Below are 14,043 nucleotides of genomic sequence, written 5' to 3'. Positions count from 1 at the left end.
CATTCCGCCCCCAACTGGCATACACATAATTTAAGCCAATGCTGGATAAGGTACGCTTAGTGATAATCCATTAGGAGGCGTGGCAAATGATTATTGGTGTGCCAAAGGAGATCAAACAGAGCGAATACCGGGTAGCCTTGACCCCAGCAGGAGTGACGATGCTGACGGCGGCAGGCCATGCCGTAGTCGTGGAATCCGGAGCGGGAGACGGCAGCGGCTTTCAGGATGAGGATTACGTCAGAGAAGGCGCAACGATGCGCGAAGCTGTTGCCGACGTATGGGCGGAGGCGGATATGATCATGAAAGTGAAGGAACCGCTGCCTTCCGAATACGGGTATTTTCGAAGGGGGCTGCTCTTGTTTACGTATTTGCACCTCGCTGCCGCACCTGAACTGGTGAAGGCGCTGGTGGAGAGCGGCGTTACTGGCATTGCCTATGAAACGATTCAATTGGATAACGGCAGTCTTCCGCTGCTTACGCCGATGAGCGAGGTGGCAGGTCGAATGGCCGTTCAGGTTGGCGCACAGTTTCTGGAGGCCTTCAACGGCGGCAGAGGCGTCCTGCTGGGCGGCGTACCCGGAGTTCCACCTGCTGAAGTCGTCGTCATAGGCGGCGGGATAGTAGGGACGAATGCCGCGAGAATGGCACTTGGCCTAGGGGCCAATGTGGTTGTCATTGAACGGAGCGCTGAGCGGATGCGTTATTTGGACGAAGTGTTCGAAGGAAGAATTCGCACCTTAATGTCCAGCCCGCTTCATATTGCGGAAGCGGTGAGCCATGCCGATCTAGTTATCGGCGCTGTGCTCATTCCGGGAGCCAGAGCGCCGCAATTGGTGACGGAGGCGATGGTTGAGCGGATGAAGAAGGGCGCTGTTATTGTGGACGTTGCTGTCGATCAAGGCGGCTCGATCGCCACGGTGGATCGGCCGACGACTCATAAGGACCCGGTCTATATGAAGCACGGCGTTGTGCATTATGCTGTTGCCAATATTCCGGGAGCTGTTCCCCGCACGTCAACTTTTGCACTTACCAATGTGACGATGACGTATGCGCTGGAGCTGGCGACGCATGGTCTGGCGGCAGTACGCAAGAGCCTTCCGCTCCAGCGCGGCGTCAATACGTATGCCGGAATGGTCACGAATGAAGCGGTAGCCGCGGCATCGGGCTATCCCTTTACCCCGCTGATGAAGGGGCTTGAGAGTATTGCGTATGACTCGCTGGAGCCATAGAGGCCCAATGGGCGCTAACATAATCCAGGCAGCTTTCTCATACTGTGATAGGGACAGACTATTCACGCTTGTGTGAAGACAAGGGGCTGATTGGCATGGTGTTTTCATTCCGGGGTTGGCTTAATCGGGTATGGTTCCTAATTGTATTTGCTGTACTTCTGTTTTTTGCTGCCGGAGGGTATCAATGGCTGGTAGAGGTTGCGTCGCCGATCCATCCTTTTCAGAAGCCAAAGGGCGCAGCCATGAAGGTGTTCGTGACGGACCCGGAGTCTCCGGAAGCGGGGTATGGAGCGGATCGTTTAAGATGGTTCTATTGGTACGGGGAGTAATCGCGACAAGCGGCACAATATTCGATAAAAAAGCAGGATTTTTCATGTCGAATGTTGAATCATGATGGAGGTCCATCCAGTACTATTGGCGATATCCCCGAGAGGAAGTTGCAATTGAAAGCTCAATTGATTCTTTATATGTCTCATCTGCAATTGGAACGAAAGCTGTCTCCCAATTCGCTCGTTTCGTATGAGCGCGATTTGAATCGGTTTATTCGGTATGTGCAGGATGAAGGTATCGGGGAATGGGCTAGCGTCCACCGCCATCATCTTTCGAAATATATGATGCTGCTGAAGGAGCAAGGAAGGAAGGCGGCTACGATATCGCGTCATATCGTTTCGGTCCGCGCCTTCTTTCATTATTTGGTGCTCAGAGGCGTTATCGTTTCCGATCCATCGATCCATATGGAATCGCCGAAGCAGGAGAAGAAGCCTCCGCTTGTCCTTACCGTTGCTACGACCAGCGCACTGTTGGAGACGCCGAATACGGCTACCGCTATTGGCAAACGCGACAAAGCGATGCTGGAGCTGCTGTATGCGACCGGAATTCGAGTGACAGAGCTTGTATCGCTTAACGTCGAGCATCTCCATTTGAATTTGGGTTATATCCAGTGTATCGGCTATGGTATGAAGGAGCGAATCGTTCCATTCGGGAGCCATGCTAAGGACGCTATAATCGATTACCTGGAGTTTGGACGCGAATGTCTGATTACCGGACGAGAATCGGATTCGGCCCTGTTCCTGAATCATCTGGGAACGAGAATGACGAGACAAGGGTTCTGGAAGATGCTCAAAAAGTATTCGAAGGAAGCAGGAATTGGCGCGGAGATCACACCTCATACGCTTCGTCATTCCGTAGCTGCCCACCTGCTGGAGAATGGAGCGGATATCCGCTCTGTACAAGAGCTGCTGGGCCATGCGGATATTGCTACAACCCTCAAATATACGCAGATTTCGAAAGTCAGGTTGAAAGATGCATATGCTGGCGCGCATCCGAGAGCGTAGGAGCTTTTGTCCCGTTCGGAGAGTCAGTCATACATAAGAGAACATAGTCAGAGAGCGGGGTAGACAACTTATGAAATTTGAACGTATTGCCGTTGTTGTGCTGGACAGTGTAGGAATTGGCGAGCTGCCGGATGCAAAACAATTCGGAGATATAGGCTCCCATACGCTTGGACATATCGCGGAGCGTGTAAGCAGTCTGGAGCTGCCGCATTTGAGACGCTGGGGACTTGATCGGATTGCCCCAATCGGCAATTGGAAGCCCGAAGGCGAAACAACGGATGCTTATTTCGGGAAAATGGCCGAGGTGTCTGTAGGAAAGGATACGATGACAGGACATTGGGAGCTGATGGGATTGAAGCTTACCGTTCCCTTCCAGACTTTCCCTGACGGATTCCCTCCTGAGCTGATTGGCCCGTTCGAGGAGCGGACAGGCCGTAAGGTCATCGGGAATAAATCGGCAAGCGGAACAGAAATATTGGACGAGCTTGGCGAAGAGCAGATGAAGACTGGAGCTTGGATCGTCTATACGTCGGCCGACAGCGTCTTCCAGATCGCCGCGCATGAGGATATTATACCGCTTGAGGAATTATATCGCGCTTGCGAGATTGCCAGAGAGCTGACGATGGACGAACGCTTTACGTTGGGGCGCGTCATTGCCAGGCCGTATGTGGGCGAGCCGGGGAGCTTCAAGCGTACGCCGAACCGCCATGATTATGCGGTGAAGCCGCCGCAGCCTACCGTCCTGGATGCATTGAAGAACGGAGGTTTCGATACGATCGCAATCGGCAAGATCAATGATATCTTTGATGGCGAGGGAATCACGGAATCCACGCCGACCAAAAGCAACGCTGACGGTATCCAGCGCACGATAGACCGATTGAAGGAGCCGTTCCGCGGCTTGTTGTTTACAAATCTGGTCGACTTCGACTCCCTGTACGGTCATCGCCGGGATCCTGAGGGTTACGCCCGGGCCCTGGAAGAATTCGACCGCGCACTGCCTCATTTGGAAGCGGTTATTGGCGAGAAGGATTTGCTTATTGTGACAGCGGATCATGGCAATGATCCGACACATCCGGGTACAGATCATACCCGCGAGTATGTGCCGGTGCTGCTATATAGTCCTGCCTTCAAGCAACCGGGCGAGCTATCCGTCCGCGAGACGTTCTCCGACCTGGGAGCGACGATCGCCGACAATTTCGGCGTTCAGTCCCCGCCAAACGGCACCAGCTTTTTGAATTTACTTGAGGCGAATTAAGTTTTACTTCGTAAAACTTTAAGCCAACGCTTACGAAGTTAAGTTTTACTTCGTAAAACTCTAAGTCAACGCTTACGAAGTTAAGTTTTACTTCGTAAAACTTTAAGCCAACGCTTACGAAGTTAAGTTTTACTTCGTAAAACTTTAAGCCAACGCTTACGAAGTAAAGTTTTACTTCGTAAAACTTTTTAGGAGGACTAAACCATGACTCAATTGACATCAGTACACATTAAAGAAGCAGCAGCATATATCCAACAAAACACAGACATCACGCCGGAGATCGGTCTTATTATGGGCTCCGGGCTTGGCGTGCTTGGCGATTACATCGAGAACGCAACCGTTATTCAATATCATGATATCCCTCATTTCCCGGTATCGACCGTGGAAGGACATGCAGGCGAATTGTTGATTGGCTCGCTTTCAGGACGATCCGTCATCCTGATGCGCGGACGTTTCCATATGTATGAAGGCTATGGCCCTGAATTGACGGCTTTCCCGGTTCGCGTTATGAAGGCGCTTGGCGTGCAGTCACTGCTTGTGACGAATGCGGCTGGCGGCATTAATCTGAGCTTCGCTTCCGGTAATCTGATGCTGATCTCGGATCATCTTAACTTGACGGGTACAAACCCGCTTATCGGACCCAATGACAATGAGCTGGGCGTGCGCTTCCCTGATATGTCGGAAGCCTATAGCAAGCGTCTGCGCGCCGTTGCGCTTGATATAGCGAAGAGTCAAGACATCACCGTACAGGAAGGCGTATACGCTGGTTTACTGGGCCCAACGTACGAAACTCCCGCCGAAATTCGCATGCTTCGCACATTAGGTGCGGATGCTGTCGGAATGTCGACCGTTGCGGAAGTTATTGCGGCACGTCATTCCGGTATCGAAGTAGTCGGAATTTCCTGTATTAGCAACATGGCATCCGGAATATTGGATCAACCTTTGTCGCATGAAGAAGTTATGGAAACGACGGAGCTTGTCAAGTCCCAGTTCCTGGGTCTTGTTACAGCATTAATTTCCAAAATGTAACAGTGTTTGTAACACAATTGTAACATTTGGCTCGACTCAATATGACAGTTTTCCAAACGGGAATCGTCGTATAATGTCCATGATCAAAGAAAGATGGAGTGGACGTGAAATGGACAAGCAGTTACTTTTGCAGCTGGAGCAGCTGCGCAATGAAATGGTTGAGACGGCAATTTCGGAGAAAAATTTGCTGCACCGAGATGTGCTTGTACTTAGCCAGTCACTCGACGAGATTATTGTGCAGGTTCAATCTGAACGGCGTTTGCTCGCTCGTACGACATAATTGCGCCTGCTTCTTACTTGGAGGGAGCAGACATGCGGGTTGTTGATGTTATACACAAAAAACGTGACGGTGGCGAGCTAACGGCAGAAGAGATTGGCGTTCTGGTTACAGGCTACAGCCGCGGTGATATTCCGGATTATCAGATGTCCGCTTGGGCTATGGCGGTTTTATTCCGCGGTATGACCTCTGCGGAGACGGCGGCATTGACGCTTGCAATGGCTGGTTCAGGCGATCAAGTAGACTTGTCGCCGATTCATGGCATAAAGGTAGACAAGCACAGTACGGGTGGCGTTGGCGATAAAACGACCTTGATTATAGGTCCCCTTGTTGCTTCCGCAGGCGTGCCTGTAGCGAAGATGTCCGGCCGAGGCCTTGGACATACCGGCGGAACGATCGACAAGCTGGAGTCTATTGAGGGCTTCCATACGGAGTTGTCTCGTGATGATTTCATTAAGCAAGTCAATGATATTGGGTTGTCAGTCATCGGGCAAAGCGGCAATCTGGCCCCTGCCGACAAGAAACTGTATGCGTTAAGAGACGTTACGGGTACGGTAGAATCGATTCCGCTCATAGCCAGTTCCGTGATGAGCAAGAAGATCGCAGCAGGAGCAGATGCCATCGTTCTGGATGTAAAGACCGGAAGCGGAGCTTTCATGAAGACGGTGCAAGATGCTGAAGAGCTTGCGAATGCAATGGTGGCGATCGGCTCTGAAGTCGGGCGGCAGACTGCGGCAGTCATTAGCGATATGGATCAGCCGCTAGGATTCGCAATCGGCAATGCGCTTGAAGTGGAAGAAGCGCTCGCTACGTTGAAGGGTAATGGACCAGAAGATTTGACAGAGCTCTGCCTTGCGCTTGGCGCCCATATGGTCGTTCTCGGCGGTAATGCAGCCACTTTTGATGAGGCGAAGGAGCTTCTTCGAGGAAAGCTGGCAAGCGGGGAAGCCTTAGACAAGTTCCGGTTATTCATTGAAGCTCAGGGTGGCGATGGCCGTATTGCCGATCAGCCGGAGCTTCTGCCGAAGGCGCCTTTCACGATAGAGGTTCAGTCCAATCAATCCGGTTATGTGAATGCCATCGAGGCGGAGCAGCTAGGTCTAGCAGCGATGATGCTGGGCGCGGGACGTGAGACAAAAGACTCGGTCATCGATTATGCTGTCGGAGTGACGCTTCGGAAGAAAGTCGGCGATGAAGTGAAGCAAGGCGATACGCTGGCTCTCTTGCATGTGAGGGAGCAAAATGAATCGGCGGCTAAAGTCGGTGAGCGTGTGCTCGAAGCTTATACAATTGAAAATGCCAAGCCTGCGACAAGACCACTATTGCTATCCGTCGTAACAGCGGAGGGCATTACCCGGTTTTAGAGCAATTGGCTTATCCCCTGAAGAGGGACATTAAATTATTTTGAATGATAGAAAGGCTGGCGCTGTGGCGCCGGCTTTTTTTGCATGGTCGGACGCTGGGCGAATGGTACTCCCAAGCGGCCTTAAGTCGACACACAATCATGAAGTTGCAAGGTCGCTCGCTGCTAAGCTTGTCCTTGCGCGATTCGGTTGAAATCTACTATCAAGGAATAATTTCCAGCAATAGCGTCAACACTGGAAAGGACAATAGTACCGAATTGCACATCTATCTATCAGGAGGGACATTTCGTTGAAGAAATCAGTAGCTTCATTAACCGCAATAGTTATGACATGTATGCTTATGCTGCCGGCGATTGCGCATGCAGAAGAGAAAGCACCGCCGCAGTCCGCCGCGGGAACTAATGATCTGGCGCCATCCGCAAGGTCTTCCATTCTTATGGATGCTGATACGGGAACGATTATTTATGAGAAGAACAGTCACGATAGGCTCCCGCCTGCCAGCATTACAAAAATTATGACGTTGCTGCTCGTGATGGAAGCATTGGACGAAGGGACTCTCAAGTTGACTGATATGGTGCGGACTAGCGAATATGCTGCATCGATGGGCGGATCTCAAATTTTCCTGGAGCAAGGAGAAGAGATGTCTGTTGAGGATATGATCAAAGGCATTGCGCTTGCGTCGGGCAATGATGCGTCCGTGGCTATGGCCGAGAAGCTTGCGGGAACGGAGAACCAGTTCGTCGTCATGATGAATGAGAAGGCGAAGGAGCTTGGCATGAACGACACGCATTTTGTCAATCCGAATGGCCTGCCGGTTGAAGGACATTATTCCTCCGCCCATGATATTGCCGTAATGTCCAGAGAGCTGCTGAAGCACTCTGAAGTGACCAAGTATACGGGATTATATCAGGATTACTTGAGAAAGTCGTCCCAGAAGCCATTTTGGCTCGTTAATACGAATAAGCTTGTCCGATTCTACAGCGGAGCGGACGGATTGAAAACCGGATTTACGAGTGAGGCGAAATATTGTCTGTCCGCAACAGCGAAGCGGGACGATCTGCGGGTCATTGCGGTTGTAATGGGCGAGCCTACGACCAAACACCGAAACAACGAAGTATCTCAGATGTTCGATTATGCGTTCGCTCAATATATGAATTATTCGATTGTTGGGGAAGGTGAACCGATCGGTACGGCAAGAATCGAAAAAGGCATGCAGTCCGAGCTGCAATTGATCGCAGAGAAGCCCTATAGCATTTTGCTGAAGAAAGGTACTCCAACAGGGGATATCCATCATGAGCTGAAGCTGGACGACAAGCTGAAGGCGCCAATTCAGCAGGGACAATCGATTGGCAAGCTGATCGTCTACCAGGGCGACCAGACCCTTAAGGAATTCGACGTGGCTGCACCGAAGGGGATCGACAAGGCGAGCTGGTGGAAGCTTCTGGGACGCGCCGCTGGCGGCTTGTTCCGATAATCGCCAGCTCCATGCAGCTTTTGTCAGCTCGTAGCGGTATGCTTCTAGTTTTGTCGGTGTGCAGGAATCAGGGGTGCAATTAGAGAATTGCTAGTTCTATCTCGGCAAGAGTATCCATTACCCTGAAGGAGATGAACAGCGCGAATGAGTCTGCAAATCGAATTGGAGCATTACCGCAAGGTGCTGATTGTGCGATTGCGTGGCGAGCTTGACCATCACACGGCCGATATCGTTCGGTATAAGATGGAGGATGCCTTGCTGCGCGACAGCGTCTCCCATGTCATTCTGAGCCTGAGGGATCTTGGGTTTATGGACAGCTCGGGACTCGGAGTTATACTGGGCCGCTACAAGCAAGTGAAGGCCAAAGGTGGCAAAATGGTAGTCTGTGATGTCAATCCGGCCGTACGCAGGTTGTTCGAACTGTCGGGACTGTTTAAAATCATTGCCATTCACGACAATGAGCGCAGCGCGATTACGAGTTTGGAGGTGGTGTCATGACAAGCCGCAACGAATTGAAGCTTTCGTTCAGCGCCCGTTCAGAGAATGAAGCCTTTGCTCGCATCGCGGTCGCGGCTTTCGTATCCCAGCTTGATCCGACGCTGGAGGAGCTAAACGATTTGAAAACGGCCGTCTCGGAGGCAGTGACCAACGCGATCATACACGGTTATGAGAGCGACGACACAAAGCTGGTAGACATCGAGGCGATTATTGATGGGGATATGGTCTCTATCGTTGTGTCGGATCGGGGTCTTGGTATTGAGGACGTGGAGCTGGCTCGCCAGCCGCTCTATACGTCGAAGCCGGAGCTGGAGCGCTCCGGAATGGGTTTTACGATCATGGAAAACTTTATGGACCGCTTCGAGGTTTCCAGCTCGGCAGGCGGCGGAACCCGGGTAGATATGCAGAAGAGAATCGAGTCAAAAAAAGCGCTCTACAATTAGAGCATAGGGGTTGAGCCTCATGGATGTCGATTTGAAGCAAACAGCCCAGCCTTATTTGGATGACGCGGAAGTGAAACGTCTGATCGCTCTCAGCCAATCTGGGGATACCGTCGCGCGTGATACACTGGTCAACTGCAATATAAGGCTTGTATGGTCCGTTGTGCAGCGCTTCATCAATAGGGGCTACGAGCCCGAGGATCTGTTCCAAATTGGCTGCATCGGACTGCTAAAGTCCGTTGACAAGTTTGACTTGTCGTATGACGTGAAGTTCTCGACATATGCAGTGCCAATGATTATCGGAGAGATCCAGCGGTTTCTCCGCGATGACGGGACGCTCAAAGTGAGCCGGTCGCTTAAGGAGACGGCGAACAAGGTGCGCAAGATGAAGGATGAGCTGTCCAAGACGCTAGGCCGTCTGCCGACGATCTCGGAAGTAGCGGAGCGTCTTGGCATTACGCCCGAGGACGTCGTATTCGCCCAGGAGGCGAATAAGCCGCCTACTTCGATTCACGAGACGGTATTCGAGAACGATGGCGATCCCATCACGCTGATGGATCAAATTGCGGACGAGTCGCAGGAACGCTGGTTCGATAAGCTGGCGCTTGTTGAAGCGATAGAAGGACTGAGCGAGCGGGAACGACTAATCGTGTACTTACGCTATTACCGCGATAAGACGCAATCCGAAGTGGCTGCCAGGCTGGGTATATCGCAAGTGCAGGTATCGCGTTTGGAGAAAAAAATATTGCAATCGATCAGGGACCAAATCGCTCAATAGCGGTTTGGTTCTTTTTTTGTCCCCTTCATGATTTTGGCTGAGTATCCTTATCCTCCTTGTCTCATACTAACCTAGAAACGAATCGCCAAGAAAGGGCAGAAGGGATGATGATATATGGGCAATTCCAGCCATGGAGTCCTCTATCTGCGATTGAAAAAAAGAATCTATATCCGGCCCCTGCACTTAGTCACGCTTGGACAAGTGGCCAGACTGATGACGGATGATGACGGGTTGGAGGTAAGCTTGAAGGCGCTCAAGCTCTATGAGCATCGCAAGCAGGACGGCAACCGCGTCGTCATTGATATGCTCCAGATCGTCAGGTCGATCCGATTGTTGCACCCCGAGGTGACGATTGAAGCATACGGCGATCCGCAAGTGCTGCTGATGGTCGCGGACAAGCCGGTCAAGCCAAGGTACGCCCTGCTTGTACTGGCGTGGCTGCTGCTCTTTTTTGGAGCGGGGCTGGCGATTATGAATTTCCATACGGATGTCAGCATGAAGGAAGTTCATATCCGTATTGTAGAGCTGATTACAGGGAAAAAGACGGAGCATCCGCTTTGGTTCCAAATTCCGTATTCATTCGGTGTAGGCCTGGGCATGGTGCTTTTCTTCAACCATATTTTCCGCAAGCGGTTCAATGAGGAGCCCAATCCGCTGGAGGTCGAGCTGTTTATGTACCAGGAAAATATTAATGACTATGTGATTGCGGATGAGATGAGGAAGCAGGCCAATTACGATCAGCTCCATGGCGATGGTTCCCATGATTGATGTATTGGCGAATCTGTTTATAGCGATATTGGGCATCGGCGGAGGTCTCGCGGTTGGAAGCGGTCTTGTGGCGCTGCTTATCGTATTCGACCTGATCCCTCGATTGGCGCAGCTGACGAACGCGTTCCGGCTGTCGATCTGGTTCGAGACAGCCATTATTAGCGGAGCGTTGTACTGGACGTTCGCCGATTTCATGGACTGGCGCCTGTCGGTGTCTATGCCCATCGTCCTCAGCGGAGCGGGATTGTTCGACGGGATCTTTGTCGGCATGCTGGCGGCGGCGCTTACAGAAGTGATGAATGTATTGCCGATACTGGCGAAGCGGCTGCAGCTGTCGCGCTATATCGTAGGTCTGGTTATGGCGATGGTGCTGGGCAAAACGTTCGGTTCCTTGTTCGATTGGCTTGTATTCCAGTGGTAGAGGAAGCAAATTCAAAATGAGGTGGGCCGTTTATGAGTGACTGGCAGAGAGAGAATGAGGAAGTAAGCAGGGACGGAGATATCAAGCCTCCGTTGTTGTCGGAGGATCAGATGCAAGAGGAGCCAGGCAGCGGACGCGGGGAAGAAGAGACTGACGCTGTAGACGTGGCGCATGTTAGTCATGGCAATGAGAAGAGGAAGGAGAAGCAGAATAAACGGATTCCAGCCAATCTGAACGATGTACTCAAAAAGCTGGAGGAAATGGGCTACAAAACAAGCTTCGACGTAGTCGTAAGAGAGATGACGTTCGGCGAGAAGCGGACGGCGTTATTTTGCCTCAACGGACTAGTGAAAGAAGAAGTATTGACAGAAGTGCTGATGAGGCTTACCTTTCTGGAGCCGGGCGACTTAAGCAGCGATGCGCTTCATTCATTTCTAGACTTCTATGTGCCGGCAGCGCAGGTTGATAAGGAAGAGAATTGGGACATGCTGATCACGTTCGTATTGGCAGGCGGCAGCGCGCTGTTCATCGATGGAGAAAGCACTGCCCTGAAGATTGATGCCAAAAACTTCCCGGCACGCGGCATGGAGGAGCCGTCGCTTGAGAAGGTCGTGCGTGGAGCTCGGGACGGCTTTAACGAGACCTTGATGGTCAATATTTCTCTCGTGCGCAGACGGCTGCGCGATCCGAAGCTTCGTTACGAGCTTGTGATGGTTGGGGAACGCACCAAAACAGATGTCTGCATTGCTTATATAGATGATATCGTCGACAGGGAACTGTTGAAGTCGATCAAGGATAAAATATCCATGGTGAAAGTAGACGGCTTGCCGCTGGCGGACAAGCAGCTGGAGGAAGCGACGATCAAGCGGGGATGGAGCCCGTTCCCGCTGGTGCGCTATTCGGAGCGGCCGGATACGGTAGCTGCGCACTTGCTGGAAGGCGCAGTCGCCGTCTTCGTAGATACGTCTCCGAGCGTCATGACGCTGCCAACGACGTATACCGACCTGGTTCAGCATGCGGAGGAGAACAGGCAGACGCCGTTTATCGGCACTTATTTGCGCTGGGTCAGATTCATCGGCATATTCGCGTCGCTGTTCATGCTGCCGCTATGGCTCCTCTTTGTCATGCATCCGGAGTTTAAGCCGCCGGTACTGGAGTTTCTGGGGCCAAGCAAGACGGGGAAGATCCCGATTTTTGTACAGTTCATTTTAGTTGAGATTGGCGTCGATCTATTGCGAATGGCCTCGGTTCATACGCCGACCACGCTGGCTACAGCGATGTCGCTGGTTGCTGCGATTCTGATTGGCGATATTGCCGTGAAGACCGGGCTGTTCGTCAACGAAGTTATTTTGTATATGGCCATCGCAGCCATTGGGATGTTCGCTACGCCGAGCTATGAGCTGGGCTTGGCCAATCGGATTGTGCGGCTGGTGCTGCTTATGGCAGTAGCAGCTTTCAACGTACCGGGACTTGTCATCGCGACAACCGTTATCGTGATTTTCCTGGTAAATGAGCGATCCATGAACCGGCCTTATATGTGGCCGATTATTCCTTTTGACGCCAAGGCGCTGCTCAGCATTGTCATACGTCAGCCGCTTCTCTATAACCGGACAAGACCGAATATTTTGAAGCCGCAGCAAAGGGACAAGATGCCGGAGACGAGCTGATACGCATAAAAATGCAAATGAAATGCGAAATTATCCATACCGGTTGTGCTTCTCTTGCGTTATACTGATTCTATATATGCAAAATATATCAGTAACGCTTCTAGTTTGAAGCGTCGAAGAAGCGAGGGGTAGCAATGTATCTGCACGGTACGAGTAAAATTAATGCAAATGGACATTTGGAAATAGGCGGAAACGACGTCACCGACTTGGCGAAGGAGTTTGGCACGCCGTTATATATTGTCGACGAGTCTCTTGTGCGCCAGCGCGCCAGAGAATATGTCGAAGCATTCAAGGCTTCCGGTTTGAAATTCCAGGTTGCTTACGCGAGCAAGGCATTTAGCGTAATGGCTATGTGCGTCATTGCCGAGCAAGAGGGATTGTCGCTGGACGTTGTGTCCGACGGCGAGCTGTTCACAGCGCTGCAAGCAGGCTTTCCTGTGGAACGCATCCACTTCCACGGCAACAACAAGACTCCGGATGAGATCAACATGGCGCTGGACGCGGGCATTGGCTGCTTCGTCGTGGACAACTTCGACGAGTTGGCGCTGCTTAACGCGCTTGCCGGCGACAAGGGCAAAAAAGTTAACGTTTTGCTTCGCATTACGCCTGGCGTAGAAGCACATACGCATGACTATATTTCCACAGGCCAGCAAGATTCCAAGTTCGGATTCGACCTCGGCAACGGCGCTGCCAAGCAAGCCATTGAAGAAGCGATGAAATTGGACAATCTGGTCATTCTCGGCGTTCACTCCCACATCGGCTCGCAAATTTTCGAAGTCGAAGGGTTCCGTATGGCGGTAGACAAAGTAGCCCAGTTCGCCGTTTCCATTCGCGCTGAGCTAGGCTTGACATTCAAAGTAATCAACCTTGGCGGAGGCTTCGGCATTCGTTATGTGGAAGGCGATACGCCGCTGCCAGTTAGCGAATATGTCGGTGCGATTACCGATGCGATCAAAGCCAATTTCGCCAATGCGGAATTCCCGCTTCCGGAAATTTGGGTTGAGCCAGGCCGGAGCATGGTTGGCGACGCAGGAACAACATTGTACACGGTTGGGACAAGCAAAAACATCCCGGGCGTTCGCAAATATATCGCTGTTGACGGCGGCATGACCGACAATCCGCGTCCAGCTCTATATCAATCCAGATATGAAGCGGTTCTGGCGAACCGTGCGAATGAAGCCGCTGAAGAGACCGTATCTATTGCGGGCAAATGCTGCGAGAGCGGCGATATGCTGATCTGGGATCTGGAATTGCCGAAGGCGGATAACGGCGATCTGCTGGCCGTATTCTGCACAGGCGCATACAACTATGCGATGGCAAGCAACTACAACCGTATCCGCCGTCCGGCTGTTGTGTTCGTGAAAGATGGCCAAGCGGATCTCGTTGTAAAGCGCGAATCGCTGGATAATATCGTATGCAATGACGTAATTCCGGCAAGACTGCAGAAATCTACCCTTGCGAAGTAAGGGCAGAATTGGTAACGTAGTCTTATTCGGATAAAGAAAGGTA

At 51.7% G+C, this 14,043-nt stretch carries 15 protein-coding genes; all 15 read left to right on the top strand.

What is annotated here, in order from left to right:
- Positions 1-86 precede the first annotated feature (86 nt).
- Complete coding sequence (gene ald, locus DX130_RS10040) at positions 87-1,229, top strand: alanine dehydrogenase (protein WP_116044852.1); 1,143 nt, start codon at positions 87-89, stop codon at positions 1,227-1,229.
- Positions 1,230-1,324: 95 nt separating this feature from the next.
- Entirely contained in the window at positions 1,325-1,558 is a 234-nt protein-coding gene (locus DX130_RS10035) for a DUF4227 family protein (RefSeq protein WP_116044850.1), read from the top strand.
- 114 nt (positions 1,559-1,672) lie between these two features.
- Positions 1,673-2,563 (top strand): site-specific tyrosine recombinase XerD, encoded by an 891-nt coding sequence (xerD, locus tag DX130_RS10030; RefSeq protein ID WP_116045882.1) that lies wholly within the window; start codon positions 1,673-1,675, stop codon positions 2,561-2,563.
- A gap of 70 nt (positions 2,564-2,633) precedes the next feature.
- The gene (gene deoB, locus DX130_RS10025; protein ID WP_116044849.1) at positions 2,634-3,818 is read left to right on the top strand and encodes a phosphopentomutase; all 1,185 of its coding nucleotides are present in this window, start codon (positions 2,634-2,636) and stop codon (positions 3,816-3,818) included.
- Positions 3,819-4,022: 204 nt separating this feature from the next.
- Positions 4,023-4,847 carry a purine-nucleoside phosphorylase gene (locus DX130_RS10020; protein ID WP_206098787.1) on the top strand — a complete coding sequence of 275 codons (825 nt, stop codon included), beginning with the start codon at positions 4,023-4,025 and terminating at the stop codon, positions 4,845-4,847.
- Positions 4,848-4,956: 109 nt separating this feature from the next.
- Positions 4,957-5,127: an aspartyl-phosphate phosphatase Spo0E family protein gene (locus tag DX130_RS10015; RefSeq protein ID WP_116044847.1), complete on the top strand. Its 171-nt coding sequence runs from the start codon at positions 4,957-4,959 to the stop codon at positions 5,125-5,127.
- 32 nt (positions 5,128-5,159) lie between these two features.
- Positions 5,160-6,488 carry a pyrimidine-nucleoside phosphorylase gene (locus DX130_RS10010; protein WP_116044846.1) on the top strand — a complete coding sequence of 443 codons (1,329 nt, stop codon included), beginning with the start codon at positions 5,160-5,162 and terminating at the stop codon, positions 6,486-6,488.
- 289 nt (positions 6,489-6,777) lie between these two features.
- Positions 6,778-7,962: a D-alanyl-D-alanine carboxypeptidase family protein gene (locus tag DX130_RS10000; protein ID WP_240644381.1), complete on the top strand. Its 1,185-nt coding sequence runs from the start codon at positions 6,778-6,780 to the stop codon at positions 7,960-7,962.
- Positions 7,963-8,106: 144 nt separating this feature from the next.
- Positions 8,107-8,460: an anti-sigma F factor antagonist gene (gene spoIIAA / locus DX130_RS09995; protein WP_116044843.1), complete on the top strand. Its 354-nt coding sequence runs from the start codon at positions 8,107-8,109 to the stop codon at positions 8,458-8,460.
- Positions 8,457-8,903 carry an anti-sigma F factor gene (gene spoIIAB / locus DX130_RS09990; protein ID WP_116044841.1) on the top strand — a complete coding sequence of 149 codons (447 nt, stop codon included), beginning with the start codon at positions 8,457-8,459 and terminating at the stop codon, positions 8,901-8,903. The genes spoIIAA and spoIIAB overlap by 4 nt, the downstream gene beginning before the upstream one ends.
- Before the next feature lie 19 nt (positions 8,904-8,922).
- A complete protein-coding gene (gene sigF, locus DX130_RS09985) occupies positions 8,923-9,678 on the top strand; it encodes an RNA polymerase sporulation sigma factor SigF (protein WP_116044839.1) in 756 nt (251 codons plus the stop codon).
- 114 nt (positions 9,679-9,792) lie between these two features.
- Positions 9,793-10,446, top strand: coding sequence for a stage V sporulation protein AA (locus DX130_RS09980; RefSeq protein WP_116044838.1), 654 nt, complete (start codon positions 9,793-9,795; stop codon positions 10,444-10,446).
- Positions 10,439-10,867, top strand: a complete 429-nt coding sequence (locus DX130_RS09975) for a stage V sporulation protein AB (protein ID WP_116044836.1) — start codon at positions 10,439-10,441, stop codon at positions 10,865-10,867. The genes DX130_RS09980 and DX130_RS09975 overlap by 8 nt, the downstream gene beginning before the upstream one ends.
- A 32-nt stretch (positions 10,868-10,899) precedes the next feature.
- Positions 10,900-12,534, top strand: a complete 1,635-nt coding sequence (locus tag DX130_RS09970) for a spore germination protein (RefSeq protein WP_116044834.1) — start codon at positions 10,900-10,902, stop codon at positions 12,532-12,534.
- Between the two features lie 134 nt (positions 12,535-12,668).
- Positions 12,669-14,000, top strand: a complete 1,332-nt coding sequence (lysA, locus tag DX130_RS09965) for a diaminopimelate decarboxylase (protein WP_116044833.1) — start codon at positions 12,669-12,671, stop codon at positions 13,998-14,000.
- The last annotated feature ends 43 nt before the right edge of the window (positions 14,001-14,043 follow it).

Origin of the sequence: Paenibacillus paeoniae (genome assembly GCF_003388735.1) — a bacterium.
Taxonomy (GTDB): Bacteria; Bacillota; Bacilli; order Paenibacillales; family Paenibacillaceae; genus Pristimantibacillus; species Pristimantibacillus paeoniae.
This window is presented reverse-complemented; position numbering and strand designations above follow the sequence as displayed.